The organism is Anaeromassilibacillus sp. 1001302B_160321_C8 (assembly GCF_015554745.1).
In the GTDB taxonomy this organism is placed as follows: domain Bacteria; phylum Bacillota; class Clostridia; order Oscillospirales; family Acutalibacteraceae; genus Anaeromassilibacillus; species Anaeromassilibacillus stercoravium.
On sequence record NZ_JADNJD010000025.1, the window covers coordinates 1 to 21,397 of the forward strand.

15 protein-coding genes and 1 pseudogene are annotated in these 21,397 nt (G+C 51.0%); 14 read left to right on the forward strand and 2 right to left on the reverse strand.

Going from position 1 to position 21,397, the window contains the following annotated elements; all coding sequences use genetic code 11:
- Positions 1-6,419: family 16 glycoside hydrolase (locus I2E77_RS12775; protein ID WP_195451374.1), on the reverse strand; the 6,419-nt coding region annotated here is incomplete at its 3' end.
- A gap of 234 nt (positions 6,420-6,653) precedes the next feature.
- Here I2E77_RS12775 and I2E77_RS12780 point away from each other — a divergent pair.
- The 8 genes and pseudogenes from I2E77_RS12780 (at position 6,654) to I2E77_RS12815 (ending at position 14,323) form a co-directional block, all read left to right on the forward strand.
- Positions 6,654-6,872, forward strand: a complete 219-nt coding sequence (locus I2E77_RS12780; RefSeq protein ID WP_002604486.1) for a hypothetical protein — start codon at positions 6,654-6,656, stop codon at positions 6,870-6,872.
- 128 nt (positions 6,873-7,000) lie between these two features.
- The gene (locus tag I2E77_RS12785; RefSeq protein ID WP_002604485.1) at positions 7,001-7,945 is read left to right on the forward strand and encodes a DUF6017 domain-containing protein; all 945 of its coding nucleotides are present in this window, start codon (positions 7,001-7,003) and stop codon (positions 7,943-7,945) included.
- Positions 7,946-7,981: 36 nt separating this feature from the next.
- Positions 7,982-8,455, forward strand: coding sequence for a PcfB family protein (locus tag I2E77_RS12790; RefSeq protein WP_002604484.1), 474 nt, complete (start codon positions 7,982-7,984; stop codon positions 8,453-8,455).
- Positions 8,452-9,981 (forward strand): annotated as a pseudogene (locus tag I2E77_RS12795) (VirD4-like conjugal transfer protein, CD1115 family); the annotation flags it as partial. The gene I2E77_RS12790 and the pseudogene I2E77_RS12795, both read left to right, overlap by 4 nt.
- A gap of 98 nt (positions 9,982-10,079) precedes the next feature.
- On the forward strand, positions 10,080-10,472 hold the full coding sequence (locus I2E77_RS12800) for a TnpV protein (RefSeq protein WP_195451376.1): 393 nt from the start codon (positions 10,080-10,082) through the stop codon (positions 10,470-10,472).
- Between the two features lies 1 nt (position 10,473).
- Positions 10,474-10,758: a DUF6809 family protein gene (locus I2E77_RS12805; RefSeq protein WP_176833864.1), complete on the forward strand. Its 285-nt coding sequence runs from the start codon at positions 10,474-10,476 to the stop codon at positions 10,756-10,758.
- 213 nt (positions 10,759-10,971) lie between these two features.
- The gene (locus I2E77_RS12810) at positions 10,972-11,172 is read left to right on the forward strand and encodes a helix-turn-helix domain-containing protein (protein WP_195451378.1); all 201 of its coding nucleotides are present in this window, start codon (positions 10,972-10,974) and stop codon (positions 11,170-11,172) included.
- On the forward strand, positions 11,165-14,323 hold the full coding sequence (locus I2E77_RS12815; RefSeq protein ID WP_195451379.1) for an N-6 DNA methylase: 3,159 nt from the start codon (positions 11,165-11,167) through the stop codon (positions 14,321-14,323). The genes I2E77_RS12810 and I2E77_RS12815 overlap by 8 nt, the downstream gene beginning before the upstream one ends.
- A 39-nt stretch (positions 14,324-14,362) precedes the next feature.
- Here I2E77_RS12815 and I2E77_RS12820 read toward each other — a convergent pair whose 3' ends face one another.
- Entirely contained in the window at positions 14,363-15,211 is an 849-nt protein-coding gene (locus I2E77_RS12820) for a helix-turn-helix domain-containing protein (RefSeq protein WP_195451381.1), read from the reverse strand.
- Between the two features lie 330 nt (positions 15,212-15,541).
- On the opposite strand from I2E77_RS12820, the gene I2E77_RS12825 reads away from it, so the two are divergent.
- The 6 genes from I2E77_RS12825 (at position 15,542) to I2E77_RS12850 (ending at position 21,389) form a co-directional block, all read left to right on the forward strand.
- Entirely contained in the window at positions 15,542-15,835 is a 294-nt protein-coding gene (locus tag I2E77_RS12825; protein WP_195451383.1) for a hypothetical protein, read from the forward strand.
- Entirely contained in the window at positions 15,819-16,124 is a 306-nt protein-coding gene (locus I2E77_RS12830; protein WP_195451384.1) for a molecular chaperone, read from the forward strand. Before I2E77_RS12825 ends, I2E77_RS12830 begins: the two co-directional genes overlap by 17 nt.
- A 423-nt stretch (positions 16,125-16,547) precedes the next feature.
- On the forward strand, positions 16,548-17,774 hold the full coding sequence (locus tag I2E77_RS12835) for a serine/arginine repetitive matrix protein 2 (protein WP_195451386.1): 1,227 nt from the start codon (positions 16,548-16,550) through the stop codon (positions 17,772-17,774).
- Positions 17,775-17,901: 127 nt separating this feature from the next.
- On the forward strand, positions 17,902-19,215 hold the full coding sequence (locus tag I2E77_RS12840) for a VapE domain-containing protein (protein ID WP_195451388.1): 1,314 nt from the start codon (positions 17,902-17,904) through the stop codon (positions 19,213-19,215).
- A gap of 266 nt (positions 19,216-19,481) precedes the next feature.
- Complete coding sequence (locus I2E77_RS12845; protein ID WP_164488372.1) at positions 19,482-19,646, forward strand: hypothetical protein; 165 nt, start codon at positions 19,482-19,484, stop codon at positions 19,644-19,646.
- Positions 19,647-19,721: 75 nt separating this feature from the next.
- Positions 19,722-21,389, forward strand: coding sequence for a recombinase family protein (locus I2E77_RS12850; RefSeq protein WP_195451390.1), 1,668 nt, complete (start codon positions 19,722-19,724; stop codon positions 21,387-21,389).
- Positions 21,390-21,397 lie beyond the last annotated feature (8 nt).

Here is a 21,397-nt window from a genome sequence, read left to right on the forward strand (position 1 = left end):
GCCTTCATCGTTGCCACGCTCTTCGCTGTGTACTTGCTGGTGTTGATCGCTTCGGCTTCCCCGATCAATGCTTCCAGCGCATCCTTATCCGGGATCAGGCGCAGGGCGGAGATCGCCGCTGCCAAATCTTCTGCTGCGGTGTCCACCGCATCCTGCGTTGCGTTTGCATCTTCCAGCACGGTCTTTGCTTCGGCCAGGACGGTCTCAAAGCTCGTCCATGCGTCGTTCTGGATGTACTGGTCTGCATTTTCGACAATGCCGTCGCCCTTGAGGACCAGCGCTTCCAGCTCGCTGATGTCTGCGCGGTAGACCAAGCCATAGATGGCGTCATACAGCGCATCCACTGCTGCGGTGATGTCCGCTTCCAGGACTTCTTCATCGTCCAGCAGGTCTTCCGCCGCCGCATACGCTTCGTCCAGCGCTTTCAGGCTGTCCGGCGTAAACAGGTCGCGGTTGATGGTCTCTGCGATCTCCATCGGGATGTCCAGCTGGCTCTTGTCGCCTGCGGCAAAGCTCAGGTAGTGCAGCGCGTCGATCAAGTCGCTCCATGCGGTGTTGATCTCGTCCTGCGTTGCGGTCTTATCCGCCTCGACGTCCTTCGCCGCCTGCAATGCTGCTTCGTACTTCTTCTTGACGGACGGTACGGCTGCCTCTGCTTCGTCTGCCTGCTCCTCTGCGATGGCAATGGTAGAGCGCAGGACCTGCTTGTCTACGATGACAAAGCCAAGTTCGATCGTGGTGTCCGCGTTCGGCATGGCCGCGCTGTAGACATATTCAGAAACGTCAAAGCTGTCTTCCGCGATGGCTTCGCCGTTCACGGTGACGCCTGCGATCTCACGGCCTTCCACTCTCGGTGCAAAGGCCAGGTTGAGTTCGGTGCCCGCCATCACGACGTCTTTGTACGCGCCGATCAGGTTCGCGATCGTCTGGCTCTCGCCGTCGATGCTCAGCTCGACCGTGGTCGGGAAGGTGACCGTCAGCATATGCTCGCTGGGGACCTCCTGCTGATACTCTTCCGCCGGGATAACCTTCAGATCCTGCACTTGCAGGCCGGAATTGAAGTTGCGCAGGCCAATCATACCATAGCTGTATGCGTCGTCCTCTACGGTGTAGTATTCCTGGCCGTTCACAGAAACTGTGATCTGGTTGCCGATCGCCTTGACCTCAAAATCGTACCACTGGGACGGGTCGATCTGGAAGGAATGGTCGTTCATGATGGAGCGCCAGCCATAGTGGATGTCGCCGGTCTCCAGGCCACTGGCTTCTTCGCCGGTTGTTGCCCTTGCATTGTAGTTGATGCCGGAAACATAACCGTACTGGTCGTCCTGTCCCACGTCAAAGTCGGAGCAGCGGAAGATATAGCCAGCGTTCGACTTCACATCCTGGCGGACGTCCAGTTTTACCTTCGCCTGGATCACATAGTCGTCCCATGTGGTGTAGCCGTCAACCATCTTTTTGCCCGCTCCGTCCTTCAACGTGAGGATGTTGTCCTGCACAGAGAAATCGCCGCTGATGATGTTCCAGCCGTCCAGGCATCCGTCGGAGAAGTCCTCTTCATAGATGAACTGGTCCTTGACCTGGACATTGTCGAAGGTGGCCGTGCCGCTCAAAACGGACAGGCCCGCCTTGCCGTTGCCAAATTCGTTAATCCTTGCAACGAGGATTGCTTCGTCGCTGCCGTCCACATAGACGCGGACGGTGTTGTTGACCACTCTCGCTTTGAGGTTGTAAACAGTATCCGCCGCAACCTCCATGCTGGCCTCTTCGAGGACGTTCTCGACGCCGCTCATAGAGCGGATCACCTGGATCGTATCAGCCGCTTCGTCCAGCGCCACATAGTAGCCGGAGACGCGCTCCTTCTGGACGCCTGCGCGAACCGCCAGGCCCGCCTTGCCGCCCTCTGCCACGGAAACGTCCGCGGAGAGCTCGTAATCAGTCCAGCCGGCGTTGCCGACCAGCGCGGTTGCTTCTGCGGAAGCGGTGATCGCGCCGCCGTCCAGCTCCCACGCTTCGCCGGTAGAGGTCCATTCTGCAATGCTGCCGTTCTCAAAGTCCGCTTCGTAGCGCGGGGCGGTGGAAACCACCACGTCGTCAAAGATGCCCTTGCAGCGGAAGCCTCTCAGCGCCACGCTGCCGCTGGGATACGTGCCGTCGTATACATCGACTCTCGGCTCGGTCTCGTCGTCGAGATAGACGCGGATTCTCGAACCGATCGCTACCACGCGCAGGCGGTGGGTTTCACCGACCGCGACCGGTGCGTCCACCTTGGCCAGCTCGGTCCAGCCGTTGTGCATCCGGCCAACCTGGATATAGCCTTCGCCCAGCCCAGCATAGTAGCCGTCTGCGCCGTCTACATTCTCCAGATAGTTGCTGCCGCGGACGATCAGGCCCATGTTGCCGTTGGTGCCCGGGTTGACCTCGGTCAGCGTGATGTCCGCCTCTGCAACCAGGTCGGTGGACTCGGTGTTGTTGATGATTGCCTTGTTACCCCAATCCGCCTCCATATAGAGGTTGTTGTTCTCGTTGGAGCCGTTCCAAACGCCATCGGATTTTTCGGAATCGTTCGGGCGGTTCTTATCGCCTCTCATGAGAGTATAGCGCTCGCCAAAGGTCTTTTCAACGTTAAAGGAATCGGCAAACTGCACATCCGCCTGCACATCGCCGGAGGAAAGCACATCGTAGCTTTCCGGGGCGACCGTCAGGGTGCCGCCGATTGCCTGCGCAACGCCGGAGAAGCCGCTGTAGTCATACAAATCGATGACCGGGACCGGGTTGTTGTTCGCATAGACCGTGATGTGGTCGTCGAAGAACGTCGCCTTCACGCAGGAGGCGTCCGCATCCGCTGTTGCGAGCACGGTGCCGTCCACCTTGGACAGGGTGACTTCGCCGTTTTCCGCCACATCGACCTTGTAGCCGGTGTTCGTTTCTGCGTTGTAGCGGGCATAGAAGCTGCCTTCGCTCTCCACGCTGTAGTTGTCGCTCTCCATGGTGACCGTCTCGCCGGTGATGTCCGCCGGGTTGAGGATGACCATCGGGTTGACCGCATAGCGGCCGTTGTTCTCATTGTAGATGCGCAGGCCGTTTGCATGCTCTGCGTCTTCCTTTACCGAATACGAAACGGTGAAGGTACTATCCTGTGCCAGCTCTTCCTTGAGGGTTTCCAGCACGGAATCCGGGATGTCGAGGTTGACCAGATAGCCGTAGTTGCCGGCGCTGGAACCGTTGCCCTCGCCGGGCGTCAGGGTCAGGGTGCCGCGGATGTCTCTCGGGTTGTCCGGGAGGTAAACCGTGCCGACCTCATGGCCGTTGATGGAAACGGTCATGTCGGAGGGCCGCTCGCTGCCCACCGTCGTCTGGGAGAAAGCGGAATTGTCGATGCCGTGGTTGATGGACGCATCCTTCAAAGAGGAGGCTTCCACGATCACGCGCATGCTGTTCAGGACGTCTGCGCCGATGCCCTCGGGCAGGGTGTAGGAATAGGTGATCGCGCCAACGCCGTTTTGGATGGTGTTGGAGTCCGCCGCAGCCTGGCGAAGGACGGCGCTGTCCTCAGTGAGGATGCTGACCGGGGCGGTGTCCTTGCCGTTGGTGACGATCACGTTGACAAAGTTCTTTGCGATCTTCTCGCCGTTGTTTTCAATCCAAACCGTGAACGTGCCCACGCACTTCTGGCTCGGCAGGGAGAAGGAGATGTCGTGCTGTTCGCGGGTATACGGCGCAAAGTCCATCGGGACCTCGCCGCTCTTGCCCGTGGTGATGTAGTTGCCATAGATGTCGGTCGCGTCAAAACGCCATTTGAGGACCGGGTTCTCCAGCGTCTCGCCGGACCAGTTCATCGCGACGACCGGGGCCGTATACTGGCTGCCGGGCGCTGCTTTGAGGGCCGGGTCGATGTCCACGCCGACGTAATTCGGCTGGTTCAGGTCGATGATGCTCATGTCCCCGCCATAGGCGACGTCTTCATAGCCGAAGATCTTGTCGCGGCGGTCATACGTCAAAACGCCGTTGCGCTCGTACTCGATGTCGTACGGCTCCGTATAGACATAGCCGTTCAGCTTCTCATACTGGCGCTGGATGTCGGTCTGATACTTGAAGCACCAGGAGACGTCATAGTCGCCGTCGAATGCAGCCACGCCGCCGAATTCGCTGTTCAGCCAGGGCTCGCTTTCCTGGCGGAAGCCGCCCCAGAAGTTATTGGCCGAACCCGGATAGGTGTTGCGCTCGCGGTCTGCGACCGTGTTCTTGGAACCCTGGTACCCCTTCGGATACATATGGAAGGTGTTGAGGTCGGTCGGCTGGATATGGTCGTTGTTGCACGGGCTCATATCTTCCACCAACAGGTGCGGGTTGATCTCTTTGGTCTTATAGTACAGATGCTGGATCCATTCGTTGGTCGTCATGCCGTCGCTGGCTTTCTGGCCGTTGTGGTCGATGCCCCACGTCTCATTGAAGAGCATCACGGCGATGACGGACGGATGGTTGTAATCGCGGTTGAGCATGTTTTCCAATGCATACTCGTATACGGCGCGGCCCGGCGTTTCGCCGCCGTTGCTCTTGGCATTCATATACGTCGCATGCGGCATATCCTGCCAGACAAACATGCCCAGGCGGTCCGCCCAGTAATATTGCAGCGGGTCTTCAATCTTGAGGTGCTTGCGGATCATATTGAAACCGCGGTCGCGCATGGCTTTGATGTCGTATTTCAGCGCTTCCTCGCTGGGGGCGGTGTAGACGCCCTCTTCCCAGAAGCCCTGGTCCAGCAAACCGGAGAGGAATACCGGCTCGTTGTTGACATAGATGTACTCGTAGTCCCTGCCGTCGTACTTTTCGGTGCTGACCTTGCGCTGGCCAAAATACGTGGAGACGTTGTCCAGCTCGGTCTCGCCGTCGAGCAGGCGGATGGTGCCCTCATAGAGGTTCGGGGAATCGTAGTTCCACAGTTTCTGATTTTCGATGGCGATGGGCTCCAGGGAAACCTCGTTTTCACCGGCCTTCAGGGTGATCTCCTGCGTGCCGCTGATGGTGGAACCGGTCTCGATGTTTTCGCCCTTTTCATCGTCCCACAGGACGCTCTGGAAGTCGTATGCGACGGTGACGGTCCTATCCGCATCGCTCTGGACCTTCAGGTCGAACTGGACGGTGGAGTTGTCGATATCCGGATTCGCGTGCGCATAATCCATATAGGTGCTGCTGCGGCCCTCCAGATAGACGGTCTGCCAGATGCCGCTGGTGTGGGTATAGCCGCACGGGGCGTTGTGGCCCTGCTTGCCGACCAGCGCCGGGTATTCATCCTTGCCATAGGAGGCCTCATCGTTGACCTCCAGGGTGATCTTGTTGTCGCCTGCCTGGACATAATCGGTGATGTTAAACTCAAACGGGGTGTAGCCGCCCTCGTGGTCGCCGACCTTCTCGCCGTTGACATACAGCGTGCAGAACCAATCGACCGCACCAAACTTCAGGAAGATCTGCTCGCCTTCGGCGAACCAGGAGTCGTCCAGGTTGAGGTTGCGTTCATACCACGCGGTGCCGAGATAGGAGCCGTCCTCAATGCCGCTGGCCGGGGATTCCCACGGGAACGGGACATTGATTTTGAGGGCATAATCTCGATTTTCATACCAGGCTTCGTCTTCGCCCACCTTATCGGGGTCAAATTCGAAGTCCCAAACGCCGTTGAGGTTCATCCACTTGTCGCGCTTCCAGTCCGGGCGCGGATGTTCGCTGCGGGCGATCTCGCTGCCGGAAGAGGACGTGACCAGGATGTATTCATCCGCGTTTTGGATGTACATATCCTGCTTCAGCTGGATGCGGTATGCGCCGGGGTTTACGGTCTCCGGGACGCCGAGCACCAGCTCGGTATCGCTCACCGAAACCGTCTCCATGACGGCCTGCGGTTCCAGGGAAGAACCGCCCAGCGTCACCAGTTCCGCGGCGACGCCTTCGGCGAAATTCGCACCGGTCAGGGTGATGGTGCCGCCCAGCCCTTGGTCCTTATCCAACTGGGCATTGTCGGTATTCACGTCGTCCACAATCGGGCCGGCGAAGTCCGCCGGGAGATAAAATGCGGAGGCCGGGATTTCCGTCTTTTCCATGCCCTGGTCGTTCGACCAGCGCACATACACATGGGAACCGCCCGTCGCCTCGAACCAGTCCATCTTGAAATCATAGGCCTGGCCCTCTTCCAGATGGATCGGGGCGCTCTTCTGCTCGATGTCCCACTGGTTGACCCACCAGTCGATGATGGGGGTTTCCATATCTCCTACGTACAAACGTGCGCCGTTGTCCGAGTAGAAATAGAAGGTGTACTCGCCCGTAGCCGGGGCCACGAGGCGGCCTGTCCAGCGCGCGCCCGCCCAATCGCTGGCGCCGGTGCGCTTGCTGAGCATGCTCTCCGTATCGCTAAATGCGATATTCGGGTCCACATAAATCCCCTTTAAGGTCGTGTACGGATAGCCGCTTGTATCCTGGACTAGGTAATAATGAGGTGTGATAGCGATAGCGGCAAAAAGCTAATAAAATCAATGGTTTTGCGGACAGCGGATAGACAGGGAATGTGTTAAAAACTGAATACGCACACAAACGGCGTTACCTTAACCCCTTTGGGGGAGAAAGTAACGCCGTTTTTTTATGCCCGCAGGAAAGGAGGTGCAGCCGGAATGTATTTCACAAAGGGCAAGCAGCGGGCGTTTGAATTGCTCATGCAGCAGAAGCCGGGATTTGACCGCTATCAATCCGGTTGTGCCGGAGATGATGAAGATTGCGGCACTTGCCGTTTCTACCGCCCCGGGTGGAAATATGAGTTTTGCGTTTTCAAAGAGTGTCCCTATTGCCCCGGCAAAAGGACGCGGAAAACGCACGCCAGCATGGACAAATAGACGGGCAAAAGCCCTTGTGCCATGCGGCTTTGCAGACGCGAAAACGGCAAAGGGCATATTGCAATACCAAAACAGCCGAAAACGGCTTTCTAATTGTCCACGCATACCAAGAGAGGAAGTGAGGAAATATGGCAGTTTTCAGAGTGGAGCGAAATACGGGATATACCGTTATGAGCAACCACCACTTGCGAAACAAGGAATTGTCCTTAAAGGCAAAGGGCTTGTTGTCGCAAATGCTTTCGCTGCCCGAAGATTGGGATTATACCCTTGCGGGCTTATCCCATATCAACCGGGAGAAGATCGACGCAATCCGCGAAGCGGTAAAGGAACTCGAAAAAGCCGGATATATCGTGCGCAGCCGGGAGCGCGACGAAAAGGGACGCTTGCGGGGCGCAGATTACGTCATATACGAGCAGCCGCAGCCGCGAGAGCCGGAAGCAGCTACCAGCGGCGGACAGCCGCCTATATTGGATTTACCTACATTGGAAAATCCAACATTGGATAATCCAACGTTGGAAAAACCTACGCAGGAAAAACCTACGTTGGAAAATCCAACGCAATTAAATAAAGATATATTAAGTAAAGAACAATCAATTACTGATTTATCAAGTACCGATTCCATTCCTTTCCATTCCCTAAACCCCTTGCCCTTTGCGCATGGCGAAGCGGCTACGCCGCCGGAAAGGAAAAGAACGGAAGCGAAAAGCAATAGCGCAGTAGAGATTTACAGGGAGATTATCAAGGACAATATCGAATACGACCATCTCATTCAAAACTGCAAAATTGACAAAGACCGTTTGGACGAGATTGTTGACCTTATGCTGGAAACCGTCTGCACAGCCCGAAAGACAATCCGTATTGCCGGGGACGACTACCCCGCCGAATTGGTGAAATCCAAGTTTTTGAAGCTGAACAGCAGCCATATTGAGTTTGTTTTGGATTGCATGAGGGAGAACACAACCAAAGTGCGCAACATCAAGCAGTATCTAAAAGCGGTGCTGTTCAACGCGCCGAGTACCATTGACAGCTACTATACCGCCCTTGTCAATCACGACTTATACGGCGGCGAATGAGCATAGCCGCACTTTACCGGGAAAGGAGTTGATACCTTGCAGGAGGAAGTAACCCAAAAAACGATTGCCCTATACGTCAAAGTGGGAAAAGGCGCGGCGCGGCTTACCGAACAGGCGTTACAGAAAGCAATCCAAAAGTTTTTGGAGCAGAAAAGCAAACCCGCGCATGGGAAACAGACCATGCGGCAGCTTATGAAGCAGAACGCGGGTGTTTCCAACATCGAGATCACCGACAGCAATATTAAAGCCTTTGAGAGTACGGCGAAGAAATACAACATAGATTTTTCGCTAAAAAAGGTTAAGGGCGAGCAGACCCGTTACCTTGTGTTTTTCAAAGGCCGGGACGCGGACGTTATGACCGCAGCGTTTCAAGAGTTTTCCGCAAAGAAGCTGAACCGGGAGAAAAAGCCCTCTATCCGCAAAGCCCTTGCCGCTGCAAAGGACAAGGCGAAGCAGCTTAACGCCGCCCGCGACAAGGTAAAGAAAATGGACAGGGGGCGCGAGATATGAAGCAGATCAACTACAAAAAGCTGATACTTCCGAATATCCCCTATGTGTTCTTTGTCTATCTCTTTGATAAAGTCGGACAGGCGGTGCGGCTTGCCCCCGGCGCGGATATTTCTGCAAAGATACTGAATATCACACAAGGATTTTCCGCAGCCTTTGAAAACGCCTTGCCGAGCGTTTACCCGTTGGATTTGCTTGTCGGCATTGTCGGTGCGGTGATTATCCGCTTGATAGTCTATGTCAAAGGGAAAAACGCGAAGAAATACCGCAAGGGCGCGGAGTACGGCTCTGCCCGATGGGGAAACGCCGAAGATATAAAGCCCTACATAGACCCGGATTTCCAAAACAACATCATTTTGACGCAGACGGAACGGCTTACCATGAACAGCCGCCCGAAGCAGCCGAAGTACGCGAGAAATAAGAACGTCGTCGTGATCGGCGGCAGCGGCAGCGGAAAAACAAGATTTTTTGTCAAACCTAATCTAATGCAGCTTCATTCCTCTTACGTCTTAACCGACCCGAAAGGTACGGTTTTGATTGAGTGCGGGAAGCTGCTGCAACGGGCGGGCTACCGCATTAAGGTACTGAATACGATTAACTTCAAAAAATCTATGCACTACAACCCCTTTGTGTATATCCGCAGCGAGAAAGATATTTTGAAGCTGGTAAATACGTTGATAGCGAATACCAAAGGTGAGGGAGAAAAAAGCGCGGAGGATTTTTGGGTAAAGGCAGAACGGCTTTTGTATTGCGCGTTGGTGGGCTACATCTGGTACGAAGCCCCCGCCGAGGAAATGAACTTTATTACCCTGTTGGAACTTATCAACGCCAGCGAAGCCCGCGAGGACGACGAGGAATATCAAAGCCCCGTCGATTTGCTGTTTGCCGACTTGGAAGAACGCGACCCCGACCATTTCGCGGTGAAGCAGTACCGAAAATATAAATTGGCGGCGGGCAAAACCGCAAAATCAATCCTCATTTCTTGCGGTGCGAGGCTCGCTCCTTTTGATATAAAGGAATTGCGCGATCTTATGTCCTACGACGAATTAGAACTTGACACGTTAGGCGACAGAAAAACAGCTTTGTTTTTGATTATGAGCGATACGGACAGCACGTTTAATTTTGTTATCGCTATGCTGCAATCGCAGTTATTTAATCTCTTGTGCGACAAGGCCGACGACGAATACGGCGGCAAGCTGCCGGTTCATGTTCGCTGCCTGTTAGACGAGTTTGCAAACATTGGACAAATCCCGCAGTTTGAAAAATTGATTGCCACAATCCGCAGCCGGGAAATCTCGGCTTCTATCATTCTGCAATCGCAGAGCCAGCTAAAAGCCATTTACAAGGACGCGGCAGAAATCATACTTGACAATGCCGACAGCACCTTGTTTTTGGGAGGGCGCGGGAAAAATGCAAAGGATATTTCGGAGAACTTGGGACGTGAAACAATCGACAGTTTCAACACTTCCGAAAATCGCGGCACGCAGGTTTCTCATGGCCTCAATTATCAGAAATTGGGAAAGGATATGCCATACTTGTTGATGAAGAGTTCAGCTGCCTTGAATTTGACATGAACAGGGACACGATCAGCTGGATTCGGAGAAAAATCGAATACAGGAGGTCGCTTATGGAACACTTACCGAAGAAAACCTGTCAAAACGGCATCAGCTATACGCTGGTCGGTGATTATTACATCCCAGACTTACAGCTGCCGGAGGAAAGCCGCCCCATTGGGATTTGGGGTCGTATGCACAAAGCCTATCTGGAGCAATGCCATCCAGTCCGGTATAATGATCTGCTCTTGACTGGAAAACTCTGGACATACTTGGCTGATCTGAACGAGCAGGCACAAAACCGGCTGAATTGTATCATTGCCCAGATGAAAAAAACCGAGGGGATTACGGAGGAATTGAAAGCCCGTGACCAGCTGGCGTGGGTTGGAGCTATGAACAGCATCCGAAACCGTGCGGAGGAAATTGTCCGCCACGAACTAATCTATGATGCAAAGGAGGGGCTGTGAGATGGTGTTAGATGACTTATATTGTGGTAATATCTATCCCGCAGAACAGGTAGTTCCCCATGAAAAAGAATACCGCAAGCTACATAGGCACACCGGAGAGCTGCTTACCGAGTTAGAGGAAAAACTTTCTAAAGAGCAGATGAAGCTGGTCAACCAGTTTCACACCCATATAATCGATGTTCACTGTATGGAGTTGGAAGCACAATTTCAATACGGTTTTTCCTTAGGAATGATGCTTATGAAAGAAGTGTATGAGTTACTCAAACACCACCATAATAGTGATTAGTATTTTAACAATATACTCAAAATAAAAATGTCAATGGTTTCCCCCGTCTATTAATCTTCAAAAATAAAGAATTTTTGGACAATCGAAAACACAGATTGTCCAATTAAATCCTATATTGTCCATTTGAGTTTGATAAATTCGCAAAATTTCCCCCAAACATATTGCACCCCATAAAAAATAATGATATACTTGACAAAATGGGGTGAATGTGTTATGGCAGACGAACTATTTACAGTTGCTCAAGCGGCTGAATATTTGAAAGTATGCGATAAAACGGTACGGCGAATGATTGCCTCTAAGGAACTTGTTGCTTCCAAAGTTGGAAGTCGAAGCTGGCGCATCCGTAAAGATGACATAGATGCCTATCTAAACGCCACCAGTACGGGGCAGGAAGGAGCAGATACCATTGAGTGAAGAACTGATTCAGCGTAATTTGATAGAAGCTCCTGAAAAAATGGGCGATTGGAATTTCTACAATATTGGCGCTACTACATTAAAAGCTCTTAAAGGAGCGAAGATTATTCCCGATAAAGACTATGAGGCATATGAGGGGAAAAAGCCGGATGCCTTGATTGTTAAAAAGCCAATTATTATCGCAGCTATCGAGTATAAGACCCCTCAGGAGTTGCGAACCGAAAAGCAGATTGCTAAAGCTATTGCACAAGAAATTGGGACAGCCCAGATATTGCAGGCAAAAGTTTACATTGTTACTGACGGCAAGAAAACTTTTTGGATTAACCCCGCTACCGGTCAAGAAATTCTACAGGAAGATGGTAGCCGCATTACATTAAATTTTGACAAGAGTAGCACAGAGTGTATTACCCTCATCAATAAGATTCGAGCCTCTATTAATGCTACCAATAATCAAATCAAGGCTGCTGCGTCTGTTGATCCTCTGCCTCTGGCCGAAAAAGTATGGCAAGATTTATGGGCTGTTTCAGGAGCTACGCCTGAAAATTGTTTGTACACCTTTGTTGAGATTTTCATCTTCAAATACCTCAGCGATTTAGGTGTTTTGAAGGGAATGTATTCATTCTATGATTTGCTGGGAAAATACTCTGGCAATAATGAGAATGAGGTGCTTGAATATTATGCTTCCACGGTACGAGTAAAGATTAAAGCTCTTTTCCCTGGTAATCCGAAGGATAAAACTACCATTATCAATGGAACAATTTTTGTATCCAAAGATGACAAGGCTGTTTCTGGATATGCGACTGTTTTCCACAAAATTCTTAAGCGTTTTAATGATTTTGGGACTTTAGAGAACATAGACTATGACTTCAAAAGCAAGCTGTTTGAAACATTCTTGAAAGAATCAATCAGTAAGAAAAATTGGGGTCAATACTTTACACCCTTGAAGGTAGTTCGAGCTATTGTCAATATGATAGACATCACTCCGGGTATGAAGATTTGCGATCCGGCGTGTGGCGTCGGAAAATTCTTGCTTGAACCGATTCTTCACGATTTGCACCGATTCTATAAAGTGGAGGATGGAGAGCTAAAGCCCCAAATTACGCTGAGTGGTTTTGACAAAGGATTTGATAAGGACGAACAAAAAACAATCATTCTTGCTAAAGCAAATATGCTGATTTATATGTCTGGTTTGCTCCGAGAGCATCCAGAAATGACAGATAAATTTGCTAAACTTTTTAACGACACATTTTTGCTTCAGACCAACTCGATTCTTGGAACCTTGGCAAAGCCTGTCCATGATCAGTATGATCTGATTTTAACGAATCCGCCTTATGTTATGAGCGGAAGTAGTAATTTGAAGGAAGAGATTTCCAAGGATGATACACTCAAGAAATACTTTTCTGTAAGCGCAATGGGCATCGAAGGTTTGTTCATGGAATGGATTATTCGTGCCCTCAAACCAAATGGAAAAGCGTTTATTGTCGTGCCTGATGGTATTATGAACCGCAGTAACGACAAAAAGCTCCGTGACTTTATATTGGAGCAGTGTGAAATTGATGCTGTCATCTCTCTTCCGTTAAACACTTTCTTCACAACTAACAAAAAAACTTACATTCTTGCTCTGACAAAAAAAGCACCTGTTATGGTGGATGGTGTGCCTACGCTTCAGCGCCAAACCTCCCCAGTATTTACCTATTTGTGTTCGGAAATCGGAGAAACTCGTGATGTGTACCGTTTTGACATCGATCAAAATGATTTGCAGGTTGCATCTGATCTTTTTAATATGTTCAAGGGTGCGAAAACGAGCTTTGCCAACACATTGAACATGATTGGTGATAAGAGATGCAAAATTTCGAGCATTGATGACTTTTACAACGGAACTCATTGGTGCGTGGAACGATGGTGGAATCACGAAGAACGGCAGGCTCTTGGTATCGAGGAAGAATCCAAGACAATCGGAGTAAATGACTTTAGAGTTTTACTTGCTGATACGATTAACACATTGTCTGAACTTGATGAACCATTGGCTGAAGTTGAAAAAAAAAACGATGAGGGCCTTCAGTTTTTAGAAATTCCCATTACCCAGGTGTTTGATATTGTTCGTGGCGACGGAAAATATACTCGAAGCTATGTACATGAACACACTGGTGAGTATCCATTATATTCTGGCAACACATTTGGACCATTTGCGCAGATTGATTCCTATGATTATAATGTTCCGGCATTGACATGGGCAATAGATGGTTTAGCGGGCTACATGATGATTCACAGATCACCTTTTTCCGCAACCAACCACCGTGGAATACTCCTGCTGAAAGACACAAATATAGACCTGGAGTACGCAAAATATACCTTGGAACCTATTTTTAGAGAGCTTAAAAAAGGGCGGCAAGGCGATAATGGAGAGAATGAGTACACATCGCTACCACCATTTATGATTCAATCTGTAAAATTTGCTGTTCCGGTAGACCATAACGGAGAGCCTTGGCTTGAAAAGCAAAAAGAAATCGCCGCAGGTTATGTAACTTTGGAACAAACCAAAGAAACTGTTGTTGAACAAATTGCAAATCTCTCACAGGTTTCTATTGTGCCGAATTGTGACGAATATGCGATTGAATATTTGCCTTTGAGTGAGCTATTTGACACTATTAAAGGAAAGTCAAAGTACACCAAAAAGTACGGGAACCTACACTCAGGCCCCTACCCTGTCTACTCGGCATCAAGTCAAGGGACACTGACCCATTTAGATACCTACGATTATGATGGTCGTTATATGACATGGTCAACAAATGGATTTGCAGGTACGATTCTTATTCTGGATGGTAAATTTTCTATTAACGGAGATCGTGGAATCTTGGTTCCTAAAAACGGGCGTCAAGATTTGGACTTCGATTATATGAAATTTACATTGGAACCCATATTCCGGGAGCTGGCTAAAGGTCGAAAAGGCGATAACGGAGAAGATGAATTTACGAAACTATATCCTTCGATGTTAAACGACATTATGGTACCAATTCCTGTCGACGGTGAAGGAAATATTAGCCTTTCACTTCAAAAGGAGATTGCCCAGAAGTTTATATCAGTACAAAATAGTCAGAAGGAAATCATTGAAAAATTGGATGCACTAATATCCAAGAAAATTTCCATTTAATCAAAAGGAAGCGCTCATTTTATTTTGAGCGCTTCCTTTTTACTTGCGCTTTTTCTTCTTTGTCCCATGGTATGCCTGTGGCCGGGCCTTCCCCCTCATGTTGTTGGGATTTTTCAGCAGCTTGGACAGGCTCAGTATTCGCATAAACGCCGAGAAGTCCTCGGACGCAATCTTGTCAAAGGGAATCTGCATCTGGTCGCAAAACTCGTGGATTACCCGTTCCTCATTACTGCCCAACTGCATGGCACGGTCAAACTTTTCCTTGACCTCCGTGAAATTCGGCTGCGGATCGGCGGTAGTGCGGTCGGTAACATGAGCCTGACGAATATCCTGAACGATACTGTCCAGATCATCATGGATCGTGTGGCTAAAAAAGTCACTTTCCTGTACCTGTCCCAGCTCCAGCGTGCGGACATAAAGGTCGTTCTCCCCCGGCGAATGGCTGCGGATCACTTCCTGTCGGGTGGCCTCCAGCACCAGATTCATCTGGGCAATCCGCATATCAGCGATCCGGTCAACGAAAATCTCAATATCCGTCATCAGCCGCTGGAAATTCTCATGTGTGGCAATCTCACACAGCAGCCGGTTGTTGATTTTCCCGCTGCTCAATAATGTAACCATATCATCACTCAAATGCAGGGCCTGAAGCTCTGCGTTTGGGTGATTTTTATTTTCCGACAACCCCATCAAATAATCGGTGGATACCCCGTAAAATTCCGCCAGTGTAGCGATGGCAAAGGGGCTGATGTCCTTATAATCGTCACTCTCATATTTGCTGAGAGCAGATTTGGAAAGCCCGGTCTGCTCGGCCAGCTGTTCCAGGGTCAGGTGCTTGTCCACCACCCGCAAATCCTTTAATCGTTCCGGGATAGACAGCTTTGTGTGCATCTACAATCCCCCTCTCATCAGGAAAATCCTGCCGCTTTCAACCATTATACCATGATTCCATAAGCGTGGAAATATGCTGATTTCAAGCCGTTTTCCATCGTTTTGGACATACGGGAGAGGGCCTGTTTTTTCGGTAAAATGAGTTTTGTCAGGAGACATAGAACCTTGAAAATCGAATGACCGGCTGCAAGAGGTATGACCTTTGGGGAAGTGACGCCATGACAGGAGCGCACCAAGAAGGACAATACGCTGGGGAAAATCCGGGCAGGAGCGATTGCAGGCAAACCGGCAACTGACACATGGAAAATAAACTTTTAGGAGGCTGATTTTATGAAATTGCGTATCCGGGAAAAGAAAGTGCTGTACGACTTTGCCTGTCCCAATCACCACAACACGGTGACAAGGCTCAAATGGCTGACCGCCTTGACCGTTGACCCACAGGCCAAACACCGGATGCTGGAGCTGGCCCGGAAGATGGAAACGGAGATGGAAGAACGCTGGTACACCGACTTTTATCATCAGCTCCGTGCGGAGATGGACGAGTATTACAGTGCCAAGCACCGCCTGCGTTTGGTAAAGGAAAACACCGACTATGAGGAGGATCTGTATGACGAAGCTGTCTAAGTATGAGAAAGAAACCATTATCAACTGGAACGAGGCGGAGAACACCGCCAGTATCTACACCTTCGACGCCGATTTAAAGCGCAGACTGGCCGAGTTTAGCCGCAAGTATCCCCAGCTGTGCCGGTTGGAGCGCAGCACCACTGAGGGCAGCGTGACCTATGTGATGGACAAGTCCCGCCTGTCCATCCGTCTGGTGCCGCCGTACAGTGAGGAGCGGCTGGCTGCTGCCAGAGAGTACGCCAAACAGCACGGATTTCAGGTCTTGCGGACGGACAAGAAGAGCGCCTGAAACCGGGTCAATTCGCAGGAAAATGGCGGGTCTGCACCCGGTATTTTGCGGTGAATTGGTAACGGGATACCCCTGCATCCCCCTGCCGGGAAATGCGACAAAAGAAGCATTCAGAGCCGGAGGAGCTGACAGAAACCGTACAAGTGTTGGAAGTCAGCTTCTCCGGGCAGGAGTACAGAGGGCGGCAAGCCCTTTGTGCTGGGTACAGGGGCGCAGCGCCCTGTTGGGGTCAAGGGGCAACGCCCATTGGCGGGTTGAGGGCAGCCAGCCCCATCGGGTCAAGGGTGAAACGCCTTGCCCAGGGAGAGTTGATGCCTTGCGTCAATTCGTACTGGGTATTACCTGACGCAGAAATCCGCAGGTTTGGCGGCTTCGCCGCTGCTCCCCATTCGGAAAAATCAGCAGAGATTGGAGGGATGGAAATTGAAACTGACACGGCACAACGGACGCTCCGGCAAGCATGGCACCTATAATCCCCGGCACAATGACCGTCGGTTTGATGTGGAGAACAGCGAACACATTGATGCCCAGCGGGTCAATAGAAATGTGTACTGGGACTGCTACCGTGGCTTCACTACCCCCGAACTTCGGGAGAACCCGGAACACCCGGATTTCAGCTTTGAAGAAATTGAGCGGATGTACTACTACGAGCATTACTCTGACCATGTGGATGCCCAGAACGCCCGGAACGAGAAAACCCGGCACACCGAGCGCAACCGCACGGTGGAAGATCTTTTGAAAAACAACAAGACTTGCCCGGAGGAAAGTATCTACCAGATTGGCACCATGGAAGAATCCGTTCCACCGGGTACTCTGGCACTCATTGTCAGCGAATTTTACGAGGAGTTTGAACGGCGCTTTGGTTCCCATATCCACATTCTGGACTGGGCGCTGCATCTGGATGAGGGCACGCCCCACATCCATGAACGCCATGTGTTTGACTGTAAAAACCGGTATGGAGAGCTGTGTCCCCAACAGGAAAAGGCGCTGGAGGAACTGGGCTTTGAATTGCCTGATCCGAGTAGGCCCAAGGGCAAACACAACAACCGAAAACAGACTTTTGATGCAGTATGCCGGACGCTGCTCTTTGATATCAGCCGCAAACATGGGGTGCATTTGGAGCAGGAACCGTCCTATGGTGGGCGGGCGTATTTGGAGAAGCAGGACTACGTTCTGATGAAGCAAAAGGAGCAGCTGGCCGCTCAGGAACAGAAGCTGGAGGAGCTGACCCTAAAAATTGAAGATGTGGAAACACTGGTGGAGGAGGTTTCGGATATTGCCTATGACAAGGCGGTGGAGGTTGTCACCGATACTGTCCGGCAGGAAACCCACAAAGAGGATCTCCGGTTGGTGGAAGAAACGAGAAACTGGGTTCTCTCGCCGGAACGGAAAGCTCCGCAAAAAGAGCGTGAGTATGCCGCCGCCCGGTTGGATGGGGTCATCTCAAAAATTAAAAGCGCCATGCAGTCAACGCTGACAAAAATCCAGAAGAAGCTGATGCAGCCGGAAGTCAAGCAGGCTGGTAAACAGCAGATTCAGGAAAATGCCAAGGAATCCATTCTTGCTTTCCTGAAAAAAGCCAAGCAGGACAGCGCACAGAGAGAATCTAACCGGAAAAAGCAGCAGGAAAAACAGGATATGGAGCTTTAAGGCATCTGATTTTGCAAAGAAATCAGATGCTTTTCTCTTGAGGAGGTGAGAAACAATGAACAGCGAATCGCAGAGTTTAGTGCCTGCAACCCAGCAGGCCGAAAATGAAGAATTGACCGTTGATTAAGTGCGGAAAAGCCTTTCTTCGACAGAAAAGGGACAACCAGCCAACACCATTGGAAATTGCCGCACGGTGTTTTGCCAAGATCCGCTTTTGCGGGGCGCAATCCAGCTAAATCTGCTGACCGACCGTGTGGACATTGTGCGGGATCTGGGCTGGCGCAGAAGCACCAGCGCTTTGACTGATACTGATGTCAAATATCTGCTTCTTTACTTTGAACAGAACTACGGCCTGACCAGTGAGAAGAAGCTGATGGCGGCGCTCTCCATCGTGGCAAACGAAAACTGCTATCACCCTATCCAGGATGTGCTGAATGGCCTGGTTTGGGACGGCATACCCCGGATACGCTCTTGTCTGCATCACTTTTTAGGGGCAGACGAGAACAACTATGTGGAAGAAATGCTCAAGCACTTCCTTCTGGGAGCCATCCGTCGGGTGTTCCATCCCGGTTCCAAGTATGAGGAGCTGCTCTGTCTGGTGGGCGGCCAAGGAGCCGGAAAGTCCACCTTCTTCCGCTTCCTGGCTATACAGGATGAGTGGTTCTCTGACGATCTGAAAAAGCTGGACGATGACAAGGTGTTTGCCAAGCTGCAAGGCCACTGGATCATCGAGATGTCGGAGATGCTTGCCACCAGCAACGCCAAGAGCATCGAGGAAATCCGATCCTTTATCAGCCGACAAAAGGAAACCTACCGTACCCCCTATGAGACCCAGCCCAAAGACCGGCTGCGGCAGTGTGTGTTCGGTGGTTCCTCCAACACGCTGGACTTCCTCCCCCTTGACCGGGCCGGTAATCGCCGGTTCCTGCCAGTGATGATTTACCCGGAGAAAGCGGAGGTTCACATTCTGGAGGACGAAGTCGCTTCCAGGGAATATCTGTTGCAGGTATGGGCGGAGGCTATGACCATTTACCGCAGCGGAGAGTATTCCATGAAGTTTTCAAAGGAGATTCAGAAGCAGCTGGTGGAGGTTCAGAAGGACTTCATGCCGGAGGACACTGAGGCCGGGCAGATTCAGGGCTTCCTGGAACACTACACCGGCAATGTAGTCTGCTCCAAGCAGCTGTTCAAAGAAGCGTTGGGACACGCCTTTGAGGAGCCGAAGCGTTGGCAGCTGCACAACATCAATGAGATCATGAACACGGTGGTGACGGGCTGGAAGCCTTTCTCTAACCCACGGATGTTTGCGGGCTATGGGCGGCAGCGTGGCTGGGAACGAAAGATTTCTGGCAACGAACTGCCCGACAACGAAGGTGGATTTGTGGAGCTGAGCGAGGAAGAAGTCCGTCAACTGGAGCTGCCAAAGGAGTGGATTGCCTGATTTATAGGGCTTGTTGCCCGGTTGGTTGTCGGCTGGTTGCTAGCTTTGTTGCCGGAAAAATGGAGATGTGGATACGGTAAATGCCCATAAAGCAAGGCTTTTGGGTTGGTATCTGTTCTCTGACAACGAAAGCAACGAGATTTCGCAAGAAAATTTGAAAAGTAAGAAACGATGGCCGGACGATAGGTTACAGGTTTTTCGGGGTTTGTTGCCGGACTTCGTTGCCGTTTCCTTTGTCTGGCCTTTCTGATCTATGGAGGTAGCCTATGGAGAAAACCCAAAAGCAAGAAAACAAGCAGAGTAAAAAAGTAAAGTTTATCGTGGTACGGGAGTTTTCCGGTGAGAAAACCATGCAGGAAGCCTTTGAACAGCTCATTGAACGGCAAACCTGCGAACACTTTGAAGAATGGCTGGAACGCAAGGCAAGCTGAGGGAATTGGTTGAAGGAAAAACAGGGACATGTTATAATATACATATCGTGTCCCTGTTCATAGAAGGAGATTGCTATGAGCAGGAAAAAACAAGTCAATCAGAAAATCACAGCCCTCTATTGCCGTATTTCTCTGGACGATGGCGGCGATAACGAGAGTATGAGTATCAGCAATCAGAAAATCATGCTTCGGGACTTTGCCGAGAAAAACGGGATGTTCCAGCATGAGTATTATGTGGACGATGGTTATACAGGCCGCAATTTCAATCGTCCAGCTTTTCAGCGGATGATTGCCGATATTGAGGCCGGCAAAATTGGCTGTGTCATTACCAAAGATCTGTCCAGACTGGGAAGAAATTATATCGAAGCCGGCAGCTATATTGAAATCTTCTTCCCTAAACACAATGTCCGCTATATCGCCATTACAGATGGCGTGGACAGTTTGACCCGTCAGGAAATGGACATCACGCCGTTCAAGAATATCCTGAATGATATGTATAGCCGGGATATTTCCAAGAAAGTGCTGGCGGGGCGTATGACCCGTTCCCGGCAGGGAAAGTTCTGTGGCGGACAGCCTCCCCTGGGGCTGATGCGTGACCCGGAGGATCGGGGGCATTTGATCCTCGACCCGGAAACTGCTCCAGTGATTCGCAAAATCTATGACCTGGCACTGGATGGCTGGGGCTGTATGCGGATTGCCAAGCAGCTGATGGAGGACAAGGTTCCCATCACCAGAGTAAAAGGAAATACCGCTTGCGATGTCAACTACTATGCGTGGGGCGGCGCAAGAATCAGCCATATCCTGCGTAACCCTTTTTATAAGGGCGCTCATCTGGTTTGCAGGACGCACCAGAAAGGGATTCGCTCCAACACCTATGACATCATTCCCCGTGAGGACTGGGAAATCATTGAGGGCTGCCATGAAGCGATTGTGACACCGGAGGAATGGGAACAGGTGCAGGCAATCGTAGATCGCAGGCCACCTATTATGAAAGGCAATGCCTGCCCCTTCTACAACTTGTTCCATGGCATTATCTACTGCGCCACCTGTGGGAAATCTATGCAGGTGCGGTATGAGAAGGTTGGCAGAACTGGCAAAAACCGCTTTACCGGCGAGATGCGGGAACCGATTGACAAGGCGTATTATATCTGCCAGACCTACAACCGGTTGGGCAAAAATGCCTGCACCAGTCACAAAATCGAAGCCAGGGATTTATATAATCTCGTCCTGAAAGATATTCAGGAACTGGCAGCGATGGCACTCAAAGATGCAGATGCCTTTTATCAGCGGTTGAGCAGCCGGATGGAGCGCCGGTATATGGCGGATGCTTCCGAGATGCAGAAAGAGCGTGAACGCCTGGAAGCCAGAAACCGAGAAATTGACGATATGTTCTTGAGCCTTTATACCGACAAGGCCAAAGGCGTGATCTCTGAGCAGCGGTTTATGAAGCTCACCGCCGCTATGGAGCAGGAGCAGGAAGAAAATCAACGCTGTTTGCAGGAACTGATGAAAATGCTTCAGCAGTCCGATGCTCAGGAAAATGAAGTCCGCACCTTTATCCGGGAAATTCGGCAGTATGCCACCATTCAGGAGCTGGATGAAACCGTACTGAACCGCCTGATCAACCGTATTCTGGTGGGCGAGGTCAAAAAGATAGACGGCCAGAAGATTCAGAAAGTCAAGATTGTCTACAACTTTGTTGGGGAAATCCCAGTGAATGAACCTGTTAGAACTGACCGTTGAGAAATCTT